We start from the raw sequence: 24,737 nt of genomic DNA, 5'->3' as shown, positions 1-24,737 counted from the left end.
GTCACAACAGCTGGGCACATTGTCGCATATCTGCTTATCCTTTCACCACCGCCAGGGGAGAGAGCTGCACCGTCACCTCAACCAGATCACGCTGATTTTCCATGACCTGATCAATGTTTTTATAGGCTCCGGGAGCCTCCTCCAGGTCCTTTCGAGTTCGGAGTCCGTGAAGAATATCACGCTGATCCAGTTGCGCAATCTCGTGCTGCAGGTCCAGGGTACGCTGAGCCTGTTTCCTGCCAAGAACGCGACCGGCACCGTGGGAACAGGACGCGAAGGAATCAGGATTGCCAAGTCCGCGAACAATATAACTGCAGCTTCCCTGTGAACCTGGAATAATCCCGGCCTCCCCCGCATACGCACGGGTCGCCCCTTTTCGATGAACAAGCACCCGCTCTCCAAAATGGTCCTCAGCAGCGGCATAGTTGTGGGCCACGTCGACGATCGGATCAAAGTTATCACACCCCGTTATTTCGGAAAAAACCTCCTGAACAGCGAACATCATCACCCGGCGATTTGCCTTGGCAAAGGCAGTGCAGTATTGCATCTCCGACAGGTAGCAGTCCGCCTCCTCGGTACCGAGAACCAAGTGGGCCAGCTGCCACTCTTTGGGTATGGTGGAGCCTGCACGCTTGTTGAGCTTCTGGGCAAGCTTGTTATAGTGGGCTGCCACCTTATACCCCAGATTACGGCTGCCTGAGTGCACCATCAACCAGATGCGGTTGTCACTGCCCCGCTGGATCTCGATAAAGTGATTACCGCCGCCCAGGGTGCCCAGCTGGTGCCTGGCACTGGCATACTCGCGGGCAACAATCGGCAATCGCTTTTCCATTTCTCCTGAAGGGATATCGGGCATCAGTGCCGCAGGCATTGGAGCGCGATGGTGCTTAAACCCGAGAGGGATCGCCTGGCGTATGCGCCCCAGAACCTTTTTCAATTGCTCACTTGCTGTTTCATTGAATCCCGTTCGCACAGCGCACATACCACAACCGATGTCCACCCCGACGGCATTGGGAATGACCGCACCCCTGGTAGCAAGTACCCCGCCGATGGGCATTCCATATCCGACATGAGCATCCGGCATAACGGCAACATGATGAAAGGCGAAGGGAAGATTCGCCAGGTTCATCGCCTGCTGCATGGCCTCTGGATCAAGGTCGTCGAGCCAGAGCAACAACGGAATTCGTTCAGTTTCTATTCGCTTACGCATGACAGCTCTTGCTGTTTTTCTCCATGGGATTATAGTGGTCACCCATTGCAATCGGGCATCGTCTTTTCTGCCTTTTCTTCGACCAGGACGCCGTTTTCATGTCAGCAGACCTCCTTTCAGAATTGTGGACAGGGCTTGGTTGGCCCCTTGTTCGGCTTCTCTGCTTCATAGCCCTTGGCCTGCTGGTGGCCAACTTCATCGAGGCCCTGAACTGGACGCGTAAAATTGCCGTCCTGGCAAAGCCGCTGACTCGCTTCGGTCACCTCTCTTCGCTGACGGGCGCGTCCTTTTCCATGGCCTTTTTTTCAGGGGTGGCCGCAAATACCATGTTGTCAGAGGGATATGACCAACGGACCATCAGCAAAAAAGAGCTTATTCTGGCAAATCTCTTTAACAGTCTGCCTACCTATTTTCTCCATCTCCCGACAACCTTTTTCATTACAGCACCGCTCATCAAAGGCGCGGCAGTCGTATATGTGGGGCTGACCTTCGGTGCTGCCATTCTCCGCACCCTGTGCATCACCCTCCTGGCCCATTTTCTACTGCCGCCTGCTTCCTCCTCCCTGCAATCATCGGCCAAACCTGCTGAGCGGCCAACTATGGGCAGTGCCGTGGACAAGACCCTCAAACGATTTAAAACGCGGATGAAAAAAATTATCCGCTTCACTGTCCCTATTTATATTCTTTTTTATTTTTTCAATCAGATCGGCCTGTTTGACGTACTCGAAGGGTATATGGCGACCCATTTCACCTGGCTTGCCTGGCTTTCTCCCCAGTCCATGTCCATTATCGTCCTCCATGTTGCCGCCGAATTTTCTGCTGGTTTGGCCGCAGCCGGTGCAATGCTTGCCGACGGCAGTATGGGTACGCGCGATATCATCCTTGCCCTGCTGGTAGGCAATGTACTCTCGTCCCCCATACGGGCGGTACGGCACCAGTTTCCCTACTATGCGGGAATTTTCAAACCCGCGCTGGCCGCTCAGCTTATTTTTTTCTCCCAGAGTTTTCGCACCGTGAGCATTGCCTGCATGACCATCTTTTACTATTTTATCACGCTATAGACATTCGTGCAGCGTCCGTGGTACACTATAACCGATCAGTGAGTGTTCAATATATAAACGCTACAGGGCAAGGCGGCAACGTGTTGGGCGATACGGGAATAGAGCAATACGTACTTAACTGTGCATATTTGCCCCTGCAGGATGTCTTGCAGACAACGTGGCGAGTCTGTGTTTTCCTTCCACGTGCGGGTGTATATTTCAAGAACAGACAAAGGATACAGCGCAGACTCGCCCCGGTCACTGATGCAGATGGAATAAAGGTGTAATACATAGCGCTTCCCCTTCAATCTTCTCTCCGACATGCGATCATGGAAAAATCTGTGCTGGTTGCCATCGACGGCTCGGTGTACAGTTCCAACAGCCTCGATTACCTTCTGAAAATATTTGGCAAAGACGCCAACCTGCATGTCCACCTGACCAGCGTGGTTTCTGCCAGCGGGGCCGGCCAGGACTGGATGTTTGATGTTGACCCCATGCGCGAACTCACACCGGCAGCCGAGAAGCGATCAAGGGTGGCCAATCGTTACCTGAAAGACGCCAAAGCCAGGCTCGTTCGCAATGGATTGACCAAAGAACAGGTCAGTTACACCGTAAAGACCGCTTCGGTAGGTATTTCCACGTGCCTGCATCAGGAAGCCAATCAGGGGCAGTACGATGCCATCCTCATTGGACGCAGGGGGATAGGTACAGTTGGCGGCATGTTCTTCGGCAGCACCTCGGGCGAACTCATCGAGAAATGCCACGAAACCCCCATATGGATCATTGACGGCGAAATCAGTTCACAACGTTTTCTGCTGGCAGTACAAAGTCGTCCGGAATCACTCATGGCTGCAGACCATCTCGCCTTTATGCTCAAGGACCATCCTGATGTTGAAATCTGCCTCTACCATTCCAACACCATGTTCGGGAAACAGCAGCCGGCGCAGGCCGAGGACTTTCACGCCCAGTGGGGAAGAGCCTGGTGCGAACAGTACCTGGACCTGGAAAATTTCCTGTTTTACGCTCATGCGCAGGTACTGATCGACAGCGGCATCCCCAAAAATAAGATTACCCAGCTTCCAGCCCAGATGCACCTCAACGTGGGGGCCGACCTGCTGCGGCAGGCCAAAAAATTCAACTGCGGAACCATTGTTATCGGTCGACGTGGTCGCCAGGCAGGAAAAGGGCTCATTAAGGGCGCCTCTGACCAGACCATCAAACAGGCACAGAATATCGCCGTCTGGCTGGTCGGCTGAGCTTGACGGTTATTGTGGTTGCACCACTACTGCTGCAGCAGTCTCCGGCTGGAGGTAACTGGCTGCCAAGCCCCGGATGTCGGCGGTTGTTATTGACTGGAAATCGTCGATAATGGTCATCGGCCACTCCAGCTGCTCCGGATGCCTGCTGGACAAGGCCAATACAGCATTCAGCCAGTAACCATTACTTCGCCTGGCGTCCCTGATGGCTGTGAGGGTCGGCGAGAGCGCCCGCTGCAGCTCCTCTTTGCTGATTTCCCGGCTTCCCAGGGCGGCGGCGCTTGTCTTCACCAGTTCCACCATCTTGTCGGCCAACTCAGGAGCTACGGTCATTCGTCCCATCAGCAGACCGAACCCCTTATGGGTACGGCTTGACTGATTGTAGACGACCGGGGAATAGGTGGCCCCCAGCTCTTCGCGAATTTTCACTCGCAGCCGATCATCCAGCACAGACGAAAGAAGGTTTAATCGCCTTGTCTTGCCGATATCCCAAAAGTCGTCAGTCTTCCATGCCACAGAAATCACCGCCTTGTCCACCGAGGTCTGTACAAGGAGGTGATGCTGCTTTCCGGTGGGGAATGTAACCGGTTGTCGGGGCATCTGGCTTTCGGCGATGCGGGATTCATTGCCGAAATACCGTTCCACGAGTTCCGCTGCTGCAATGGGGTCGATATCGCCGACTATATTAATTTCCAGAGGTGCTCGGGCAAAAACCGGTTCCAGCCACTGAATGATCTGTTCCAATTGGACACCCAGAACCTGATCCCGGCCAGCCATGGCGTATGATGGATTGTCTCCGGTAAAAAATCGCATCCCGGCCAAACGTTCCTGCCCCTCGATAGTGTTGTGCAACTGTTCATACATTTTTTCCGACCGCTGGCGGGCGTGGTCAAAGGCCGTTTGCCTGAACGCCGGATCATGCAACTGGGCATAGACCAGTTGCAACAGGAGCTCAAGCTCCTCACTCAAGGCCTCACCGGTCAGGGAAAAGCTTTCCGGCCCCACGTTGAAACTCAGTGTCGCTGTTTTCCCTGCCAGCACCTGGTCCAACTGCTGCCGATTGAGCCGGCCAAACCCGCTTTCCTGTATGACGTTCCTCGCCATCTGGGCCAAGCCTGCCGATGGCTCCGACAGCTTACCCTGGCCGAAATGCACGGCAATTTTCACCTGGCGGCGCTGAAAAGGCGTACGCTTGATATTGACCCGAACGCCTCCCTCAAGAACAATACTCTCCACCCCTACGTCCTGATGATAACTCTGCTCAAGGATAGTACCGGTTGTTGTCGGTCGTTCCAGGTAAGGAAAAACCTCCTGGTGCGCGTCCCATTGTCTGGCAGCCCCCCTACCGGGCTGGGCAAGCGCCTGCAGGATATGGTGCTCGGGTAGGCTGCCAGCAGTACCAGGCTCTGCTGTTCCGACCACCTGGACAAGGCGTCGGTCACGCTGCCACTGGCGGGCAAAGGAATTATTGGCATCCTCCACGGTCATCGTATCAAGCATCGGTTCATAGAGGGCAAGTTCCTGCGCCGGCGAAAGAATGACTTCCCCGCTATTGAGCTTGCGAATGATCCCTGAGGCAATGCGTTGACTGCTTCGAGTCGCAGCAGTCTGCTGCTGCTTCTTCAGGTAGGCAAGTATCTCCTTTTTTACCCGTTCCAGTTCGCTGGTGGTAAAACCGGTATGCAATGCCTGATTCACGGTCTCTCGAAGGGTTGCAAGTGCCACGGGCCACTGTTCCTCGTCTGTGGCAGCAGTAACGGTGCCATAGCCGAAGGCGCGCAGAAACAAACCGGAATAGGAATCAGCACTGGTAAAAGGACTGCCCTGTTCATGAGTGAGCTGGTCAAGTCGGTTTTTCAGGAGCGTAGCCGCCACAAACCGATGGAGCTGTTGTTCCTCCCACGCGCGTGTTGGAGGAACCGGCGATTGGTTATACACGACCCCATAAGACACCCTGGTATATCCCAGCTCAGGTTCATGGAGTGAAAGGACAGTGGTCCCTGTTTCCCTGACCTTGCCGAACTCGGGACACTGCGGAGGCGGTGCTTCAGCGGTCAATCCATCAAAATGCTTTGCAACCAGGGCCTCCACCGTCTTGACTGGCATGTCGCCGACAATCACAACCACCATATTTTCAGGTCGATACCAGGTGCTATAATACCCCCGCAGGTCGCTGTTGTCTGCTGCAAGAAGAACCTCTTCCGTGCCAATGGGGTCACGTTCCGCCACAAGGGTGCCGGCAAAATCGAACCTGAGCTGCGCTTTGCGCACTCTGGCGGCTACCGAATCTCTGGACCGTTTTTCAGCCAGAATTATACCCCGTTCCCTGTCGACCTCTTCCTTGAGAAGCAATGCTTCCCCGGCATAATCAGCAAGCACCTGCATCCCCTGGTCAATGGTGGCCGGATCACCCGCAGGAAGCAACAGCTTGTAAACCGTCTCGTCAAAGCCGGTATGTGCGTTGGTATCTGCCCCAAAACCCATCCCTATGGACTGAAAATACTCTACCAGGGTGCCGGGGGGAAAATGGGTGGTCCCGTTAAAAAGCATGTGTTCCAGATAATGGGCCAGGCCCCGCTGTTTCTCGGTTTCGTGCAGACTGCCTGCCTGCACATTGAGATAAATGCCAACCCGATTTTTTGGTTCCGCATTGGGCATCAGCACATAGCGAATGCCGTTTTCAAGCCGACCAAAAATCAATGCCGGATCGGGATCCAGATCACTTTGCTCATGAGGCCATACTGTTGAAAGGCATTCGGATGCAGAATTGTGCAACGTTGGTGGTGTTGCAGCACAGGCAACAAGCAAAAAAAGACTGATTGCCGCCGCCAGCCATCCTGTGAGGCGGCGGGAATAAGATGAGAATCGAGTATCCAGCATTAGGGTGTCCTGTGGGTGATAATGTTCAACTCTTTTTGTTCCTGAACCCGTGACGACTCTAGGTCTGGGTTGTATACTGTCTTTATTTTTCAAATAAAGATGCAATGGATCATACAAGCTCAGGCTTACCATGCCGCCCCGGAGGGACGACAAAAACGGTACATCTACCGGCGATGCATTGAAGTATTATCAGCTAGGATATCGCCTTGTCCTCGTCCCCGCACCGCTCCTGAACGCTTGCAAGCTCAGGTTAATGTAATACCGATCAAGTGGAGATGACATGAATATTTGCGACAAATATTGCCTGGTGACCGGAGCGACCAGAGGCCTCGGCAAGGCTATTGCCGAGGCGCTGGCTGCCAGAGGTGCGCGCCTGGCGCTCCCCTGGTTCGACTGGCCTGAGGATGCGGCAGCCATGTGCTCGCGCTTTGAAGCCCACGGGGACAGGCACCTGCTCATCGAGGCAGACCTGCGAAAGCCTGACGCCGTCAAAAGGCTGGCCGACAATATCAAGCAGCGTTTCGGACACCTGGATGTTGTCATCAACAACATCGAACGAGGAGGCATGCCAATTGTCCATGGCGCCTATAGTCGGGAGGTGAACAGGGAGCAGTGGCAGGTGGAGATGGAAACAACTCTCCACGCAAAATGGCAGATTTTTGACCAGTGTCTGCCATTGCTGCAGCGAAGTGAGGAGGGAGCGCTAGTGAACATATCCTCCATTGCCGCCTGCACTGGGAGAACGGGACCAGCCGGTCTGTTGTTCAATGATGGATATGCTGCCGCCAATCGAGGGATTCGCTCCCTCACCGAAACATGGGCCAGGATGGGCGCACCGAAAATCCGAGTCAATGAAATCATGCTCGGTTTCTTTGACACCAGGCACGGCCCCGGAACAAGGGGCTGGGAAGAACTGACGGCCGCTGAACAGCAGAGACTACTCGACCATATCCTCCTGCAGAGAACTGGTCGGCCGGAAGAGGTGGTGGCTGCGGTATTGTTTATTCTGGAAAAGGCAGACTATATGACAGGTACTGTCATCAGGCTGGATGGAGGGTACCTGCTTGGCGGCGAACAGGTGCCGGATATGCCTGCAGGGGTGATTTAAATGCTGAAATGGGTTTGACACCACAGCCCACCACCCCCGGCTGAGAGGGCCACACGGTCGGTGTCAAATATCGACTGCCCAGTCCGGAATCCGGTGCAGAATATATTCGGTAAGCTTAGCCTTTGATTCCTCGTCACTTTTTGTAATGCCGAGATCCTGCATAACCTCTTCATAATCAAACCAGCAAATCTCTTTGTCGGCATGATTATACACCGTTAATACCCGGTGATTCGGACGACGAACATTTTCTTCTTCCTGGATGGCAGCAACCAGATTCGCTGCTTGCTCATAGGGAAGGAATCGAATCTCTTCACTCATTTAACATGCTCCGCAATGACTGGTGTTTTTGGGGCATTCTACCAATAAAAAAAGGCGAGAAGAGAATCTCCACTCGCCCTGCACAGAAAGAACCCTCTACATCAAGCGGGCTTAACAACCGCACCTGAACGTATACATCGGGTACATGCGTTAATGCGAACAGTGCTGCCATTTTCGCTCACTGCCCTTACTCTCTGCAGATTAGGAAGCCAGCGACGACGAGTCTTGTTATGGGCATGGCTCACATTATTGCCGGTAACCGGACCTTTTCCACAAATTTCACATACACGGGCCATGGTATATTCTCCTTAATCAGGTATTCAAAATTCAAAAATGGTATATAATACCTGCGACAATGAAATATGCAAGGATTTTCATCATGCAAATTCACAAGGCCATGGCCAGCGTCCTCACAGAGAGCGAAATGAACGCCATGATATGGAGTTACGACCGTATTGGCGACATCCTGATCACCACCCTTCCCGATGCATTACACGACAAGGCGGCCCGGATCGGCAACATCTATATGACCCTCCACCCCGGGGTTAAAGTGGTCGCCAGAAGAAACGGGGGACATCAGGGCGAATTCAGAACCCGTCGCCTCGTGGTTATCGCCGGGGAAAACCGAACCCACACCGTACACAGGGAAAATGGTGTCCGCCTGGCCCTTGATCTCGACCAGATGTATTACTCGGTACGATTGGCCGGCGAACGGCTGCGCCTGGCGCGACAGGTGAAGGACGGTGAGCGGGTGGCTGTCCTCTGTTCGGGGGTCGGTCCTTTTCCACTTACCATGGCCCGGCACAGTAATGCCCGCTTGATTGTCGGAATAGAGAAAAATCCATCTGCTCATCAGTTCGCCCTCTGCAATGTTCAATTGAACAAGGCTGAAAAAACCGTTCGTCTCCAGCTCGGCGATGCCCGCCAGGAGCTGCCAGGGCTGGGCCTGCAGTTCGATCGTCTGGTCACCGTTCTGCCGACCGGAGACGGCTCCCTCCTCACCCATGCACTTCCTGCAATCGTTTCCGGCGGCACGCTGCACTACTACGCCATGGTTTCCAACCGGGACCCTGGACCGGTGCTTGAGGTGATAACCCGCGCCTGCATAGAGGCCGGGAAAGTTCTGCAATCGGTCGCTGTCCATCGCTGTGGCCATTGTGGCCCTCGAACCGATCGCTGTTGCTTTACCGTGGAACTGCAGTAACCCTTTACCAAAGGCCTTTTCCTTTTCTCCGCCGTTTCTCGCTGGCCTCCCTTGACGGGCTCCTACCGAGTGGGTATGAATGTTGAGGAGAAACGTCCAGCTCACCGACGTTCACCGCATACCGTCAGGTGTGCCATGCAAGAGTAACATCACACGAGCCTAATCATCACTCCGGAGCCAGTACCATGCCAGCCGCCAGTCACAAGGTTAAAAAACAAACGTTGTACATCAGCATAGCCGCCTCTCTGCTTATTGGTTTTGTCTGCGGTGTGCTGTACAGCGCGTTGCAGACGCCAACGCCTGTCTCCACCGGAGAGCACAACCATGAAGACGCCGCTGCCCTCATAATGCAGCTAGAGCAGCAAACCAGCAGCACCCCGGAAGATGTCCAGGCATGGGTGCAACTGGGCCACGCCTATTTTGACTCCGACCAACCGAAAAAAGCAATCTCTGCCTATCAACAGGCACTTACACTCACACCGGGCAATACAGATGTCATGACCGATCTCGGTGTCATGTACAGAAGAAACGGACAACCCCAAAAAGCTGTGGAAATGTTCAACAACGTCCTTCAGGTTGATCCCGCGCATGAGCAGGCCCGATTTAATAAAGGGGTGGTGCTGCTCAATGACCTCAATGATCGAAAAGGGGCCATCATGGAGTGGAAGCGGCTTGTTTCTGCGAATCCTGAGGCCAGCACCCCCTCAGGTACGCTGGTTTCGGATATCATCAGCCAGCTGGAGCAGCAGCAGTAAGCTCCATGCAGGAAAATGCAGCCTGCAATGGTGCTGGTCATTGATCGGCCCCACGCATGACCACCTCGCAGGCTTCAGTCTCCCTCAACCAGCAGTGGGAATATCCCATTGGCCGCCTACAGGCAGGGCGTTCCTCCTTGACAGCTAATTTTATCGTCTATATATTCAATAATTTTCCCGGAAAAAAACTTCGGAGCAAGCGGGCTCGACCGAATCGGGATGCTGTACAGGTAAAGCCCGCACCGGAAAGAAACAACTCCCTCTGCTAATATCGTCCCCACCAGCACTTTGCGCGGACCAGTCAAACCACAGGAAAGAGGAATCCAATGAGTAAGATAACCGGCTCTCAGGCTATCATGAAGTGCCTGAAAGAAGAAGGCGTTGATCTTGTTTTCGGCTACCCGGGCGGAGCCGTTATTGAACTCTATGACGAATTGTGCAAAACAGATATCAAGCATGTTCTTGTCCGTCACGAACAGGGAGCAGTGCATGCAGCAGATGGATTTTCCAGAGCAACGGGCAGGGTGGGCGTAGCCATATTGACCTCTGGCCCCGGTGCCACCAACGGGGTAACGGCAATCGCCACCGCCTATTGCGATTCCATCCCGCTCGTCGTCCTCACTGGCCAGGTACCCCGGGCACTGATCGGCAACGATGCCTTTCAAGAAGTTGATATTGTCGGCATTACCCGTCCCTGCACCAAACACAACTACCTGGTCAATGATCCGGAAGAATTGATACCGACCCTGCGCGAAGCCTTCTATCTGGCGGCCTCCGGACGCCCCGGGCCGGTACTTGTCGACCTGCCCAAAGATGTAATTGGCGCCCAGATTGCCTACCCGGCAAAACAGCAGGCAAAAATGCCCACCTATCAGCCGAATACTGCACCGCATCCAGGGCAGATTGAAAAAGCATGCAAGGCTTGTCTCAAAGCAAAAAAACCTGTCCTGTACGTAGGCGGCGGGGTTATTCTCGCCAACGGCAGTGAAGAATTAACCCGCTTTGCCCGGCGTTTGAACATCCCTGTCACCATGACCCTCATGGGACTCGGCGCCTACCCGGGGACGGATCCGCTCTCCATGGGCATGCTGGGCATGCACGGCACCTATGCTGCCAACATGGCAGTAGCCAAAAGCGACCTCCTTATTGCTGTCGGTTCACGCTTTGATGACCGTGTCACCGGTAAAATTGAGGCTTTTGCTCCCCATGCTGAGATTATCCATATCGATATCGATCCCACCTCAATCAGTAAAAACGTGGCTGTGGATATCCCCATTGTCGCCGACTGCAAGGAAGCGCTGGTGGCCATGAACAACTGGATGGACACCGCCCCCGAGATCGCAGAGATGCAAGACCATAGCCGCAATCACCAGTGGGTGGAACAGGTCTGGGATTGGAATAAAAAACACCCGCTTATTTATCACGAAGAGGGCAACATCATCAAACCCCAGTTTGTGATCGAGACCATCAATGCACTGACCGGCGGCGATGCGATCATTACCACTGAAGTCGGCCAAAACCAGATGTGGACGGCCCAGTTCTATCGCTTCAACCAGCCTCGCCAGTTACTGACCTCAGGCGGCCTGGGAACCATGGGGTACGGTCTGCCGGCCGCCATTGGCGCACAATTTGCCTTTCCCGACAAAACCGTGGTCGACATCGCAGGCGACGGCTCCATTCAGATGAACATCCAGGAACTGGCAACGGCCAAGGAATACGGCATGCCCGTCAAGGTCGCCATCCTCAACAACAGGTACCTGGGAATGGTACGGCAGTGGCAGGAATTATTCTACAATCGTCACTATGCCTCCACAGTGATGGAGCACACTCCCGATTTTGTAGAACTTGCCAAGGCATACGGGGCTGTGGGACTTCGTGCCAAAACCAAAGAAGAGGTCGAACCAGTCATACGGCAAGCCCTGGAAACCGATAACGTGGTAATCATGGACTTTACAGTCAGTCGGGAGGAAGGAGTCTTCCCCATGGTACCGGCCGGAGCACCGACAACAGAAATGCTGCTGGTTTAATCGCCCAGGGGCGCAATCGCGGCCTCTGGTAGCCCCCAAAACGCACCACCTCACCTTAAAAACACTCCAAGGAACCGAACTGACATGAAGCATACCCTCTCCGTGCTCCTACGGAACAAACCAGGAGCATTGTCCCATGTTACAGGTCTTTTCAGCGGTCGATGCTTCAACATCGAAAGCCTCTGTGTTGCGGAAACCATCGACAAGGAAGTCTCCTGTCTGACCCTGGTGACCAGCGGTGAGCGGGGGGTCATTGAACAGGCCATCAAACAGCTGCACAAGTTGATCGATGTGATCAAGGTCACAGACCTGAACGAAACCGAATATGTCGAAAGAGAAATGGTCCTGATTCGGGTAAAGGCTGATGCTTCAAGCCGAGCAGAAGTCCTGCGCATCATTGATATTTTCCGAGGCAAGGTGGTCGATGTCAGCGCAAATTCCTATACGGTGGAAGTAACTGGTTCAGCTTCCAAAATCAAAGCGGTTATCGACATCCTCAAACCCATTGGCATCAAGGAAATCATCCGTACCGGCACCGTTGCCATGTCTCGGGCTCCAAAAACGAAATAGACCCCTGCGTCCCATACCTCCACCCATCACCGCCTACACAATGAAAAAAGCAGCCATCCCCATACACCCTGAAGGTTATCCCTTTATTCTTTTCAGCGCATTTACCTCGCTGATCCTCGCTCTGGTCGGTCTTACGCTTCCTGCCCTCGCCGCGCTGGTTCTCACCGGTTTTACCACCTGGTTCTTCCGTGACCCAGCGCGTGTACTGCCCGAAGAAAAGGATGCGATCATCTGTCCGGCCGACGGCAAGATCATCGTCGTAAAGGAAACCGAAGACAGTCGTTTTCTCCAGGGACCGGTAAAAAAAATCAGCATTTTCATGAATGTGTTCAATGTGCATGTCAACAGGGTACCCCTCTCCGGCAAAGTGACCGGTGTGGCCTTCCAGCCGGGAAGATTCTATGCTGCCGATAAAGATAAGGCCGTGCTCCACAATGAGTATTGCGCCCTCACTGTCAACACCGACAGCGGCAAACAGTACTGTGTCGTCCAGATTGCCGGGCTAATCGCCAGGCGTATCGTCTGTCACGCTGCAAAAGATGATACCATCCACGCCGGTGAACGTTACGGCCTTATCCGCTTTGGTTCCAGAGTCGACCTCTATCTGCCGCTTGATGCAACGATAAGGGTCAAAGAGGGCGACACCGTGAAAGGAGGAGAGAGCCTGCTCGGCCAGCTTGGTTAATTACCCCACAACTATACAGCAACTTCTGAGCCATGGAGACAGTACGAGTTACCGGCGACCGACGATGGCAGACGGAAAAGCGACAGATACACTGCAACAGGACAGCGAGGCATGCGGATAACCGGAGGCGCAAAACGGGGGCGGAAACTCGCCACCCTGAAAGGTGCCGGTGAAATCATCCGACCGACGAGTGACCGGGTACGGGAGGCGGTGTTTAATATTCTCGGGAACAAGGTGAGTGGAAGCAGGGTTATGGACCTCTATGCCGGGAGCGGCGCCCTGGGAATCGAGGCCATGAGCAGAGGAGCAGAACTTGTCGTTCTGGTCGAGCAATCACGGGAAGCCAGCCGCATTATCCACTCCAACCTCTGCGCCTGCTTTCCCGCCCCCCAGGCCCTGCTGCTGCGGCAGCGACTGCCATCCCCTCGTCTGCGGCTGCTGCTGGAAAAAAAACTGGCTCCCGGGTGCTCTTTTGACCTCATTTTTATGGATCCACCATACAGAAAAAACCTGGTTGGCGGTACCCTGGCTATGATTGAAGAGGCCGAGTTGCTCGCGCCGGGAGGAATGGTAATCGTAGAGGAACACCATAACGTCGCCCTGCCCCGCACGACCCGTACCCTCACCCTGAGCGACCAGCGCCGGTACGGAGAGACCGGCATATGGATGTATTCGCTGCGACCAGACCTACAACCTATCAACCTCCAATGACCGATCACAACCACCACCAGCTGCCAGACGCCTCGGCCCTCTCACCTACTATTGCGGTATACCCGGGCACCTTTGACCCCATTACCAACGGGCATATCGATATCATCAAGCGGGGACTGAATATTTTTGACAAAATCATTATCACCCTGGCAATCAATGCCCAAAAAAAACCGCTCTTTTCCCTGGAAGAGCGCATTGACCTGATCAATCGATCCTTCAACGACCTGGACCATCGGGTGGCCATTGCCAGCACCGACGGCCTGATAGTGGATTTTGCCCTGCAAAACAATGCCGCCACCATCATCCGCGGACTGCGGGCACTTTCCGACTTTGATTATGAATTTCAGCTCGCCCTGATGAACCGAAGATTGCAGCGCGAGGTGGAGACGGTATTCCTTATGACCGGTTTTCGCTGGATTTATATCAGCTCCACCAGCATCAAGGATGCCGCCAAATGCGGAGGCAATATAACCGGACTGGTTCCGGCGCATGTTGAAAAGGCGCTCAAGGATAAGTTCCATTCATGAGTCCGCAGCCCCCCCCTCCGCCATTGACGCAACGAATAACCCGCCGTACGTGGTTGCGTCGAGTATTTGCCTGGTCTGCCGCAGCCGCAACCGCGATAATCGGGTATCCGCTGCTCCGGTATACGCAGTTCAAGGTGAAGCCCAAGCCCCGATATGTCTCTGTTGACGCGCCACTGCCCCTCAGCGGGTACTATGCCGAAAGGGACTTCATCCTCTTTGCCGCCCACGATACAGCCCAGGCCGTATCACGCACGTGTACCCACCTGGGCTGTCGAGTCAATTTTCTTGAAGACAAAGACTTCATTGAATGCCCCTGCCACCAAAGCAGGTTTTCCCGCCAGGGCCAGCGGCTTTCCGGCCCTGCGGAACGGAACCTGCCCACCTACGCTGTGGAGATCAAACGCGATATCAATGGCGAGGTGACCAAGTACGTGGTTGAACTCATATGATCAACCGCTGTCTCCGCTTCCTCTCTCCGAGTCGCTTCAAGGCGGCCTTTCTCGGTAACCGATGGGGCGGTCAGTCCCTGATCAGTCTGTATGTTTCGCTTCTCTCCGGGATCGTTCTGGCCCTCCAGTACGATCCTGCAGAAGCATTTTACTCCACGGCGACGATAGAACTTGTTATTCCGTATGGCCGTTTCTGGAGAGCACTGCACTACTACTCCAGCCAGCTGTTTTTTTTACTGTTGCTCGGCCACGTTGTCGCCATCCTCTGGAATCGGACGGATATCCCTTCGCGCAAAGCCTGGATCAGGCTCTGCTCATCGCTGCCGCTGGCGGTACTGCTCCTCTTTACCGGCTACGTACTGCGTGGAGATGCCACAGGTGAAGCAGCGGGAGCGATCGCAGAACATATCTGTCTCTCCATTCCTCTGATCGGCGAGTGGACAAATGACCTGCTTTTTGATATTCAGGACAGCGGCCTGAGAAAAGTCTATCTGCACCACGTGATCGGGCTGGTTGCCGCAGGCGCGTACACCCTGTGGCCGCACCTCAAGCGTTACCCCGCCCTGTGGCGAAATCATATCGCCCTGCTGCTGGCGACCGTGGCGATCGCCGTTTTTCTGCCCACCCCGGCAGAACCGGACCGTATCGGGCTCCTCCATATAGCCGGCCCCTGGTTTTTCCTGGGCCTGCAGGAACTCCTTCGCTTCCTGTCGACCTTTATTGCCGGCGTCCTGCTGCCCCTGCTGCCCATGCTTTTCCTTTACCTCATCCCGGAGGAGGCTCCACGGCGCCCCATGTACTTCTGGGCAATCGGCTCCTGGCTGCTTGCCTATGCACTCATCTCGGCGATCAGCTACGTGAGAATATCAATGAGTTGATCCAACCGATGGATAACCATGTCAGGCTCTTGCCCAGCTCGGGCAGAACAATCAGGTAAAAGCCGCAATGACCGGGTATCTCCCGCATACAGGACCGTCTGCCACCCAACCTGTCGAGCTGGCAGGATATCCTTGCGCATATCATTGCCCACATAGAGTACATGATGGGGAGCCCCCCCTCGTTGAGTCACCTGCTGCTGCATTCCGACAAAGAATTCCATAGAAGGTTTGCCAACCCCCTCCAGGTAAGACCAGCGGAGCAGGTCGGAGCACAAACCAATATGTTGAAGCGAACCTCCCAAAAAGTACTCAAGCAGGAGCGGCGTATAAAATTGGGCATTAGAGAGGATTCCCATCTCCACCCCCGCACCGGCAAGTGCATCCAGAGTCATGGACAATCCGGGCATGGGCCACACCGGGTTCACCCGACACTCATAGGCAAGGGCAGCCAATCGCAGCGTGGACTGATCGACGCCATCCATTCCCAACCGGTCTAGTACGCAGCGCCAGACCTCCAGGATATCCACTTCCGGATGATCCACTCCCTGCGCCATCCGCGCTCTACGCGCTTCCTGAACTGTTTGTTCGATCAGCCCACTGCAGAGACGAGAATTGAGAGGAGTGCCAATAATTCCGGCATCATTGAGCGCACAAACGAACGTCTCACCGTCGTCACCTGCAACCTCTGACCCCACATCCCCGGCAGCGGAGGAAAGCAGCGTGCCATACACATCAAAAATCACTACCTTTGCCGTTGTTGGCCTCCACCGGAGAGGGAGGCTGGTATGCACAATGGACATTGGCCCCAGTAAGCGTGCCAACATTCGTCGCTCAACAGCATCCATGACCATGATTCAATCCACGCGAAGCAGGTGCAGCCGCTCAGGAGCGAGAAAATGATCAAGCAGGATCTCTCCATCCAGTGCCTCAACTGAAGAGGACGAAGTCGCGGCAACTTGAAGGTACAGGGCATACAGCCGATTACCATACTCCCGCAAACAATAGTGCTGCTGAAGAATATGGCAGTTGTTGGTAATCACCGCTTGCGCATCTTCAGGGCAGGAAAGGATTGAAGGGATAAATGGCAGGTCTTCACCGCCCCGGTCAACGACCCTGCGGATGGCTGTTTCCTGCAAAGCCTCATCCAATCGACCGAAATCCACCATGTCATTGGCAATCCAGGCGTCCAATACCCGCGACAGGTCCCCCGGTGCCGGGACGCGTGCGTAGGCGTCCATACTCCGAAGAAGCCCGTTTCTGGCTGCAGCGATAACCCTTTCCCTGCCGAACCAGGGAAGCGGAACATCGAGACGATGATATCCCCACGGCAGTTGTACTCCGGCCTCGCAAAACTCCTGGGTAATTTCCTCAAGAATCCTTCCGCTCACCGGCCGTCCCACGAGCCAGGGCTCCAAAAAAGCCAATCCGAAGCCCTCGGCCACACTGGTAGTTACCACTATATCTGCCTGACGCAGCAACTCCACAAAATCAGTTCCCGGACTGGAGCTAATCTCAAAGGCGACCGGCAATCCCAGCTCTCGACTCAAGGCCTTCCAGCGCTCATACCGGGGGCGCTCGAGAGGATTGTCCGGACCCAACGAAGTGGCGAAGCGATGATGGGGAGGTGCGGAAGCTGCCCAGAGAAGCAATTCACCGATGTTCTTCCGACGTATTGCCCTTGTCGGATACAGCCAGAAAAGTTCTTCCTCTCTTTGCTTGGCTTTGGGGTGCGAACAGTCGGCATGCAGCTCCACAGGATTGGGCACCAGGTGGAGATTTCCGGGGAGGCCTCCCGCATCAAGGAGAAAACCGAAATCTCTTTTGTTCAGTAAGGCATAGTGCACATGGTCTGCAAGGGGATACAACAGCTTGGCCAGAGCAATTCTCCTCCCTTGAGCCATGGTTCTGAGCATCAGACGGTAATTGGCCGGCCGTCCATCTTCAGCAAAGTCATGCAACTGCAGCAGCAGAGCTTCACCTGCTTTTGCCAGCGACAATAAGGCCCCTGCCAACACTGTATTTTTCCCCAGACTGTGATTGTGAACATGCCACAAGTCAGGACTGTCTCCAAGTGCCTCTCTGGCAGCAGCCCGCATCTCCATTGCCAGTGAGGCGGGCGAAATCGAGGGTCTGTACTGTTCATACTCCAACCCTTTGACCACTCTCCATGCACCGACAAAGGAAGATGGAGGCCGCCGGCCAGTCAACACCACGACTTTGACAGGCTTATCCGCCAGCCCCCTGAGGCAGTGCTCAATAATCCGAGTGACGCCTCCAGGCTGGAGATGGTAATGGACGATAGCTACCCGCATTGTTCACTTGTCCCGCCTGTCACATTTGCCCTTAACCCTGCCAGGCCCCTTCCACGGGAGGAAAGCAGCCCTGCACAGCCACACCTGTTGCATCCACGGTCCACATACGCCGGTTCTCACACCCCGAAAGCAGGAACAATACCGGCTCACCGGTCTCCACCCAAGGCAAATTTTTCCCTGTAGGCGGCGAGGTGCTCCATCGGCGGGCGCTCCTCTTCAACAATCTCATGAATAATCTGTTCGTACCGATGGTTTCGGACCTGAAACTGACGCAGATTGGTTGTCAACTGCGACAGATCAGCCACCATGCCCGCTGCCTCAAGCCGCCGGATAAATGTCTGCAATATCCCGAATGCCATCTTTCCCAGATCCCTGGTATCCTGATGCCGGTGCACCCGCCGGTCAAGATCGGTCTGGGCAAAGGCTTCCAGGCCATATTGGGTGTAGACGTCTATCAGGTGAGAGGTTTCAACGCCGTATCCGATGGGAAACGGTATTTTTTCCAGGATCTGGCGTCGAACGGCGTATTCTCCTGAAAGGGGCTGTATGATAGCTGTCAGTTCAGGAAAAAAAAGCGAAAAGAGCGGCCTGACCAATATCTCCGTGACCCGCCCGCCCCCGGAGGCGCGGATGTCCTTAGACAGGGCCAGCGGACGGTCATAAAAGGATTTGACATAGTGCACCTCTGGCCTGAAAATCAGCGGCGCAACCAGCCCATAAACAAACCGCGGATGGATATTGGTTATATCGGCATCCACATAAACGACTATATCCCCCTGCAACTGATAGACTGCCTTCCACAGGTTCTCCCCCTTTCCACGCTTAAACCCTCGTTCGGGCAAAATATCCGCCGCAGAATAGACATCGGCACCAAAAGATGCCGCTACTTCGAGAGTCCGGTCGGTAGAGCCGGAGTCGATTACAGCAATTTCATCAAGCAACGGGTAGCGGTCCTGTAATTCCGACTTGAACAGCACCACTTCTTTGCCGATGGTCTTTTCTTCATTCAGGGTTGGAATACACAGGGAAATCGTGATCCCCTGCTCCTGCTTTTTTCGTATGAGCCGCAACAGGTCCCAAAATTGACTGTGATGAAAAGTGTTGCTCTCCAGCCAGACATTAATGTTGTGCATACTCTCCTCCATCAATACAGAGCAATAGCCCGATCACCTGGGCAAGTCCGGTTAACAGAGGACCTATCTCCACGTATTCATCAGGATAGTTGATATTGTCTCCATCTGACAGACCAACACACACAGCCGGAATAGCATGCTCAAGAAAGGGCGAAATGGTGGAGGAGTAGACACTGGCCGTACAGCTGATGCCAATGGTACTCATGATTCGCCTGGCCGTGAGAACCAGCGGATGGTCACCATGAAGACCTCCGGAGCGGGTTCGGGCGATTACCTCAAGATGAGCGAAAACCCCCTTCTTTCTGGAAGCCTCATCGAGTATGTCCATGATGTTGCCATGCATGGCACTGACCTGATCATCGAGATCGCTGCGCACCTGAAAGTTCAGCTCAGCCGTTCGGGCTGGCAACTTATAGGTCACACCACCCTGCATCGCGCCCAGAACCAGAGCCGTATTAGTCTCGGCTTGCATAGCAATAGACAGAATGCTTGATATCAGTGAGTTAAGCACCTCAATGGCACTGAGTTGACATGCCTTATGGTCAACATGGCACGAGATCCTGCCGCCAAGAGAGGCCATGGAACGGTAATTGAGACGGCCAAGAGGGGCGCCCTCAAGTATCACTCCGGTGGTGATAGGAAGCAGGGTATTGGCGAGAAAGAAACGTATCCCCTGCTGATTTGCCTGCTCACGACTCCTGGTCGATGCCAGCAGGAGTAAGTCGCTCTTCAGAGGCAGTCGCAATTTTTCCAGGACCGTCGGCAGCGTGGCAAGCACCGCGAGTCCCAAAGAGTTGTCCGCCACGCCCGGTCCGCGCAGGATGCCGGGTTCAATGGTGAAAGTGTGATTATCCCCGGCGGCAAAAGGGGTATCGGCATGAGCACTGATCAGAATGGTCCCCTCTCCCGTGGATCCGGGGAGAATACCCATACCGTTGCCAACCTCATCACTGGAGCAACTCTGAAGCCCGCACTCGGTAAACCGCTGTTTGATAAAACTGACCCGCTCTTCCTCGCCAAAAGTAGGCGCCGGAATTTCGCCAATCATAATCACATTGGCAAGCAGCATCTCCCGGTAGGGTTCAAGCGCTTGGACCAGTCCCGGCAACATGGCCAGGTGCCGTCTGATTCCACCATCACCTCTCATCACGAAACGTCCGGCATCCGGCCATAATCATCCTCAAGTCGTTCTATATCGTCTTCGCCAAAATAATCGCCCAGTTGCACCTCAATAAAGACCACCTCTTCGGTTCCTTCATTTTGCACCCGATGGATGTCCCCCAAGGCGATATCCACGGCCTCTCCTGCAGTGAGGGTGAGCTGCTCGTCATTTCGGGTAACCAGCGCAGTGCCGCTGACCATCAGCCAGTGTTCCCGACGATGACGATGCCGTTGCAGCGAAAGCCGCTGCCCGGGCTTCACCACGATGCGCTTGACCTTATGGTCCTGCTCGTCGCAGAGAAGAGTAAAACTTCCCCATGGACGATGATCGGTCAGTTGCTGGTAGGTGGCAGTGGTGGTATTTTCCATATTTTTCCTCTTTGCAGCAGGCTCCCGCCTTTTTCCCTCATCCTGTTGTCTGTTCAGGCAAGGGTTCGAGCCACATACAGCGATACGGTTCAAGCTCCACTGTAGCTGTGACTGTTTGATCCGAAAGGTGATCGAGAAAGGTGGTGGATGTCCCCCCCAGCCCAACAACCTCTCCCGGATCAAACAGCTGGGCGCGACCCGTCACGTTGTGCACACAGAACAATGGGGACCCGGAGAGAGTTCTTCTCCCCAACACGAACAGGCTCTCCGGCCCATCAAACACCTCCTGGACGGCATCCGGATGAAAGGCCGCCAAGGTCGAGCGTCGGCGCAGCAACTCCGCATACCTCGAATACACCATGGCATTCAGGCTCTGCGGGTCATTCAACAGCCGGCGCAGTTCGTCATCTTTCCACCGACCACGGTTCACCATTCGCTTGATACCCGTCTCCGCGACCTCTCTTGCATTATTTCTGCCACCGACAAGGGAGTGAAAATAGACTGCCGGCAAGCCTCTAAGGCCGAGCATGATTACCTGAGAACAAAAAAACCGATGCAGATGCCAGGGGATGTCATCGCTCCGCTCCGGATCCTGAAGTGCGTCGAAATAAGTTATGTTCAGCTCATAGACGACCTCCTCCCCCCCTTTACCGGAGCGACTGGAAACATACCCGCCGCATTGTTTGACAACGGCTACCAGGTGATCGATCTCCTGCGGATCCAGCAGACCTTCCAGCGGGCGGATCCCTATTCCGTCGTGTGAAGCGGTGAAGTTAAGAAAGGTGCAGCCCGGGGGGGGCGATGACAATGATCTGGCCCACCTGGTCAAATGGGCGGCGGACCCGGAATGAATAGTATGGAGCAGCAGTGGCGCCAGGCTGAACTGATAGACCATGTGGGCCTCATCACCATCCCCAAAATAGCTGACATTTTCCGCATGGGGAAGATTGGTCTCCGTAAGCAGAAGGGCTCCGGGAGTGATATGTTCAAACAGGTCACGCAACAGCTTTACTATCTGATGGGTACAGGGATGGTTGATACAGGGGGTGCCGATCTCCTTCCACAGGTAGGCTATGGCGTCCAGCCGCACAATAACGGCGCCCCGGTTAATATACCCCAGCAGTATGTCCATCATCTCCAGCAATACATCCGGATTGGCATAGTTGAGATCGATCTGATCCTCACTGAACGTAGTCCAGACGTGTTTTTCTCCCTTGACCGTTGTCACTGGCGTCAACAGCGGAGAAGTACGCGGTCTGACCACCTGGGAAAGATCGGTCTCCGGATCAACCTCGATAAAATAGTCCCTGGCCGGAGCAATTGCCCCCCGGTAATCTTCAAACCATTTGGAGCGACTGGAAACGTGGTTAAGCACCAGGTCAACCATCAAACGAAACTCCTGACCAAGCATTTCCACATTATCCCACGATCCAAGTGCCGGATCCACCTCCCGGTAATTGATCACCGAAAACCCGCCATCAGAACTGGATGGAAAAAAGGGAAGAAGGTGAATAACCGTCACCAACCCATGCAAGTATTCCCGGGCAAACCTTTCCAGGGTGGCCAGTCCCGGTTCTTCCTCGCAGCGAATCATATCGCCGTAGGTGATGAACACGCAACTCTGCTGGTCCCAGCAGGGCTGCTCATCACTGCACCGCTCTTCCAGATAATTGTACCTTCCCGCGATCAGAGCGATGCGTTCCAGCAGCCTATCAACCGGCTGCTCGCCATACAGTGCGCAGAGCCGTTTGCGCAGGGCCTCCTTAAACACATTGGTCAATCGCCACATACCCATTTCGCTCCTTAACGATTTGCTCTGAACTGCCCCCCTGTTTACAGCTTTCTCACCGCTGCCCTACCAGATGCCATACGCAATATTACTGATCAATGTCTGCAAGCAGTATCGCAGGATGGGGTACCCGTAAAACCGTTTTGCCAACTCGTAGTTGTGGGTCACCATCTGTTCACGATACGCTGAATCCTCCAGCAACCTCGCGGATTCAGCGACCACGGCACGATTGACAAAACCGTCCATAATCGGCACCCGAAACCCTTTCGGCTCAATATCACGAACCCACACCGGATAGCGGTTCACCACAATGGGCACCTTGAAATAAAAAGCCTCAAGCAGGGCATTACCAAAACCCTCATAAATGGATGGATACAGCACCAGGTCTGCATGCGGATAAAGGTCATGTAAGACATACATCTTCTCTCCATCACCGTTAATGTGGCGCCGGTCGCCGACACGGTGACCGAAAAAACGCAGATCAACGCCCTCTGATTCCGCCAGTTCAGCGATCTGCTCCGGATAGTCGTTGCCTTCGTCTCCGGCTGCATGGGATATGACCAGCTTGCACCGGGAATCATTCAATCGCTTCACCAGGGTAATGGAATGCTCGATGCCCTTTCGAGGAACAATCCTGGTCGGCTGGAGAATCAATTTATCCTCCGGCTCGATGCCAATGGCGCTTCGTACGTCCAGGCTGTATTCGTCCGGCGCACCGGAAGGGTTGCAGAAGTCAAAAACGTTGGGCACCAGCATCGAGGCAATCCCCTTGCGTAACGCCAGTTCTTCACGGGCAGCCTGGTTAATGACGACGTGCTGCAGCAGAATGTCTTTGGGGGGAAAGGCCATGTCGAGAAAATCAGGAACATTGTTGACCTGAAACCGGCTGCGCTCCCAGTAAAAATCATGGTGGTGGGCAATGGCGGGCATGGTTGTTTCCGCCAAGAACTCGGTGATGGCCAACCCGAGCGGCAGATGCATGGGAATGGTGAGGGCATTCTGCACCAGCAGAACCGAGATGTCGAACGCCTTTATAAATTCGTAAAGGGTTCCCTTGAGGTATTCGGCAAGGTTATGGATGCGTCGGGTAACTTCCGGTGCACGGTGGGTATGGCCCCAGATACGTTGGTTGATCCACTCATTTTCCGGATGCCCGAAATAGGCTTCCGGTACGCACATGGAAACGCCGCGGCTTCGATCAAGAATACCGCCGTACCAGTAACTGGTGTGCTCGTCCTGCCACAGCACTTCAGCCCACTTGGCAGATTCGAGGGACACACCGTCCGTTCCGGCAAAACGGGTAGAGAGAAAACCGATTCGTTCTGGCATAGCTTGACCGTCCAGGCATAAAGGGACCATCTATTGAGCTGCAACAAAACGTTGTAATTTCAAAGATATTGCTATCAAGTATATATAATCATCTTCGCTAAGTCAAGCAGACGTACTCCTGGAACGCTGGTTTCCCCGCCTGTTGCTTACCACTTCTTTACCGCAAAGCGCAGGAGTTGCTGCTTATCTTCTCAGCAAGCTAGGCATAAGGAATCACCGTCCTGCAGGCATAAAGCACTTGTACAGACAGACAATCAAATGTAATTTTACATGGTAACGTTACTTGCCCGGAGCCTCTGATGAACGAAAAAACCGATTGCACGCTGCTGATCTTTGAAGATGACCCGAATATACGCGTCATGCTGCAGCTCTATTTTGAAAAGCAGTTTACCAAAGTGGTTACCGCTGCTGACGGCAAAAATGCCTCTTCCCGCGTTGATACCACCCGGCCGGATGTAATCCTGCTCGACATCGTCATGCCGCATCAGGACGGCTTCACAATTCTGGAGCACCTACGGGCCGAGGGCAACGAGACCCCAATAATCATTCTCACCGACAAGAACCGGGTGGATGACAAAGTCAGGGGACTCGAACTTGGGGCCGACGATTACCAAACCAAGCCATTCAGTCTGCGGGAGCTGCATGCCCGAATTACAGCACAGCTCAGGCGGGTATCCAATCGCCGCACCCACCATGACCAGGCAGCGCTGGACCTCGGACCACTGCAGATAGACCCCCAAGGCCGCGAGGTAACCCATCAAGACGGCAGCGCGATTCGACTGACCAAAACCGAATTCGACCTCCTCGCCTACCTTGCCGCCCGGCAAGGATCGGTCATTTCCCATGGTGAACTGCTGCAGGAAGTCCTAGGGTATGATCCGCAGATTGAAACCAAGGCCTTGGTTATGCATATAGCCAACCTCCGTAAAAAACTCGAACAGGCTGTCCCGGAAAGCATCCTCATCACTGCGGTTGCAGGGGTAGGATACAAAATCCACTCAGCCAACCGGTCAGTAACAGGATAAT

At 54.4% G+C, this 24,737-nt stretch carries 25 protein-coding genes; 14 read left to right on the top strand and 11 right to left on the bottom strand.

The features are described from left to right. Window positions 1-34 precede the first annotated feature (34 nt). Window positions 35-1,210 (bottom strand): RtcB family protein, encoded by a 1,176-nt coding sequence (locus ACZ52Z_RS20360; protein WP_464268603.1) that lies wholly within the window; start codon window positions 1,208-1,210, stop codon window positions 35-37. A gap of 98 nt (window positions 1,211-1,308) precedes the next feature. Here ACZ52Z_RS20360 and ACZ52Z_RS20355 point away from each other — a divergent pair, with 98 nt between their 5' ends. Next, entirely contained in the window at window positions 1,309-2,271 is a 963-nt protein-coding gene (locus ACZ52Z_RS20355) for a hypothetical protein (protein ID WP_464268602.1), read from the top strand. Window positions 2,272-2,579: 308 nt separating this feature from the next. Further along, the gene (locus ACZ52Z_RS20350; protein WP_464268601.1) at window positions 2,580-3,506 is read left to right on the top strand and encodes a universal stress protein; all 927 of its coding nucleotides are present in this window, start codon (window positions 2,580-2,582) and stop codon (window positions 3,504-3,506) included. A gap of 9 nt (window positions 3,507-3,515) precedes the next feature. Here ACZ52Z_RS20350 and ACZ52Z_RS20345 read toward each other — a convergent pair whose 3' ends face one another. Continuing rightward, window positions 3,516-6,386 carry a M16 family metallopeptidase gene (locus tag ACZ52Z_RS20345; protein ID WP_464268600.1) on the bottom strand — a complete coding sequence of 957 codons (2,871 nt, stop codon included), beginning with the start codon at window positions 6,384-6,386 and terminating at the stop codon, window positions 3,516-3,518. A 280-nt stretch (window positions 6,387-6,666) separates the two neighbouring features. Between ACZ52Z_RS20345 and ACZ52Z_RS20340 the strand changes: the two genes are divergently transcribed. Beyond that, window positions 6,667-7,494 (top strand): SDR family NAD(P)-dependent oxidoreductase, encoded by an 828-nt coding sequence (locus ACZ52Z_RS20340; RefSeq protein ID WP_464268599.1) that lies wholly within the window; start codon window positions 6,667-6,669, stop codon window positions 7,492-7,494. Between the two features lie 63 nt (window positions 7,495-7,557). Here the strand turns inward: ACZ52Z_RS20340 and ACZ52Z_RS20335 are convergent, their stop codons facing one another. Together ACZ52Z_RS20335 and rpmB are read right to left on the bottom strand one after the other, a co-directional pair. After that, window positions 7,558-7,812 (bottom strand): hypothetical protein, encoded by a 255-nt coding sequence (locus tag ACZ52Z_RS20335; protein WP_464268598.1) that lies wholly within the window; start codon window positions 7,810-7,812, stop codon window positions 7,558-7,560. Window positions 7,813-7,913: 101 nt separating this feature from the next. After that, window positions 7,914-8,108 (bottom strand): 50S ribosomal protein L28, encoded by a 195-nt coding sequence (gene rpmB, locus ACZ52Z_RS20330; protein ID WP_464268597.1) that lies wholly within the window; start codon window positions 8,106-8,108, stop codon window positions 7,914-7,916. An 83-nt stretch (window positions 8,109-8,191) separates the two neighbouring features. Between rpmB and ACZ52Z_RS20325 the strand changes: the two genes are divergently transcribed. From ACZ52Z_RS20325 to ACZ52Z_RS20280, 10 genes are all read left to right on the top strand, one after another. After that, entirely contained in the window at window positions 8,192-9,016 is an 825-nt protein-coding gene (locus ACZ52Z_RS20325) for a class I SAM-dependent methyltransferase (protein ID WP_464268596.1), read from the top strand. Window positions 9,017-9,201: 185 nt separating this feature from the next. Then, a complete protein-coding gene (locus ACZ52Z_RS20320) occupies window positions 9,202-9,771 on the top strand; it encodes a tetratricopeptide repeat protein (protein ID WP_464268595.1) in 570 nt (189 codons plus the stop codon). A 56-nt stretch (window positions 9,772-9,827) separates the two neighbouring features. After that, complete coding sequence (locus tag ACZ52Z_RS20315; RefSeq protein WP_464268594.1) at window positions 9,828-10,040, top strand: hypothetical protein; 213 nt, start codon at window positions 9,828-9,830, stop codon at window positions 10,038-10,040. 57 nt (window positions 10,041-10,097) lie between these two features. Continuing rightward, window positions 10,098-11,798, top strand: a complete 1,701-nt coding sequence (ilvB, locus tag ACZ52Z_RS20310; RefSeq protein ID WP_464268593.1) for a biosynthetic-type acetolactate synthase large subunit — start codon at window positions 10,098-10,100, stop codon at window positions 11,796-11,798. 84 nt (window positions 11,799-11,882) lie between these two features. Continuing rightward, window positions 11,883-12,368, top strand: coding sequence for an acetolactate synthase small subunit (gene ilvN, locus ACZ52Z_RS20305; RefSeq protein WP_464268592.1), 486 nt, complete (start codon window positions 11,883-11,885; stop codon window positions 12,366-12,368). A gap of 40 nt (window positions 12,369-12,408) precedes the next feature. After that, a complete protein-coding gene (locus tag ACZ52Z_RS20300; protein ID WP_464268591.1) occupies window positions 12,409-13,053 on the top strand; it encodes a phosphatidylserine decarboxylase family protein in 645 nt (214 codons plus the stop codon). Window positions 13,054-13,164: 111 nt separating this feature from the next. Then, complete coding sequence (rsmD, locus tag ACZ52Z_RS20295) at window positions 13,165-13,764, top strand: 16S rRNA (guanine(966)-N(2))-methyltransferase RsmD (protein ID WP_464268590.1); 600 nt, start codon at window positions 13,165-13,167, stop codon at window positions 13,762-13,764. Beyond that, a complete protein-coding gene (coaD, locus tag ACZ52Z_RS20290; protein WP_464268589.1) occupies window positions 13,761-14,291 on the top strand; it encodes a pantetheine-phosphate adenylyltransferase in 531 nt (176 codons plus the stop codon). The genes rsmD and coaD overlap by 4 nt, the downstream gene beginning before the upstream one ends. Beyond that, window positions 14,288-14,740 carry a QcrA and Rieske domain-containing protein gene (locus ACZ52Z_RS20285; protein ID WP_464268588.1) on the top strand — a complete coding sequence of 151 codons (453 nt, stop codon included), beginning with the start codon at window positions 14,288-14,290 and terminating at the stop codon, window positions 14,738-14,740. The genes coaD and ACZ52Z_RS20285 overlap by 4 nt, the downstream gene beginning before the upstream one ends. Next, the gene (locus tag ACZ52Z_RS20280; RefSeq protein WP_464268587.1) at window positions 14,737-15,618 is read left to right on the top strand and encodes a cytochrome b N-terminal domain-containing protein; all 882 of its coding nucleotides are present in this window, start codon (window positions 14,737-14,739) and stop codon (window positions 15,616-15,618) included. Before ACZ52Z_RS20285 ends, ACZ52Z_RS20280 begins: the two co-directional genes overlap by 4 nt. On the opposite strand, the gene ACZ52Z_RS20275 is transcribed toward ACZ52Z_RS20280, so the two are convergent. From ACZ52Z_RS20275 to ACZ52Z_RS20245, 7 genes are all read right to left on the bottom strand, one after another. Continuing rightward, window positions 15,594-16,469 (bottom strand): HAD family hydrolase, encoded by an 876-nt coding sequence (locus ACZ52Z_RS20275; protein ID WP_464268586.1) that lies wholly within the window; start codon window positions 16,467-16,469, stop codon window positions 15,594-15,596. The genes ACZ52Z_RS20280 and ACZ52Z_RS20275 overlap by 25 nt on opposite strands. A 3-nt stretch (window positions 16,470-16,472) precedes the next feature. Beyond that, window positions 16,473-17,930: a glycosyltransferase family 4 protein gene (locus tag ACZ52Z_RS20270; protein ID WP_464268585.1), complete on the bottom strand. Its 1,458-nt coding sequence runs from the start codon at window positions 17,928-17,930 to the stop codon at window positions 16,473-16,475. Between the two features lie 146 nt (window positions 17,931-18,076). After that, entirely contained in the window at window positions 18,077-19,063 is a 987-nt protein-coding gene (locus tag ACZ52Z_RS20265) for a glucosyl-3-phosphoglycerate synthase (protein ID WP_464268584.1), read from the bottom strand. Continuing rightward, window positions 19,050-20,213 (bottom strand): zinc-binding metallopeptidase family protein, encoded by a 1,164-nt coding sequence (locus ACZ52Z_RS20260; RefSeq protein ID WP_464268583.1) that lies wholly within the window; start codon window positions 20,211-20,213, stop codon window positions 19,050-19,052. Before ACZ52Z_RS20260 ends, ACZ52Z_RS20265 begins: the two co-directional genes overlap by 14 nt. Further along, a complete protein-coding gene (locus tag ACZ52Z_RS20255; RefSeq protein ID WP_464268582.1) occupies window positions 20,210-20,593 on the bottom strand; it encodes a phosphomannose isomerase type II C-terminal cupin domain in 384 nt (127 codons plus the stop codon). Before ACZ52Z_RS20255 ends, ACZ52Z_RS20260 begins: the two co-directional genes overlap by 4 nt. Before the next feature lie 37 nt (window positions 20,594-20,630). Then, on the bottom strand, window positions 20,631-22,382 hold the full coding sequence (locus ACZ52Z_RS20250) for a sugar phosphorylase (protein WP_464268581.1): 1,752 nt from the start codon (window positions 22,380-22,382) through the stop codon (window positions 20,631-20,633). 66 nt (window positions 22,383-22,448) lie between these two features. Beyond that, the gene (locus tag ACZ52Z_RS20245) at window positions 22,449-23,711 is read right to left on the bottom strand and encodes a glycosyltransferase (protein ID WP_464268580.1); all 1,263 of its coding nucleotides are present in this window, start codon (window positions 23,709-23,711) and stop codon (window positions 22,449-22,451) included. A 299-nt stretch (window positions 23,712-24,010) separates the two neighbouring features. Here ACZ52Z_RS20245 and ACZ52Z_RS20240 point away from each other — a divergent pair, with 299 nt between their 5' ends. Then, window positions 24,011-24,736, top strand: coding sequence for a response regulator transcription factor (locus tag ACZ52Z_RS20240; protein ID WP_464268579.1), 726 nt, complete (start codon window positions 24,011-24,013; stop codon window positions 24,734-24,736). Window position 24,737: the final 1 nt, after the last annotated feature.

This window comes from Desulfogranum aggregans (assembly GCF_055398265.1).
Note: the sequence above shows the minus strand (reverse complement) of the source record. Positions and strands in the feature narration are given on the sequence as shown.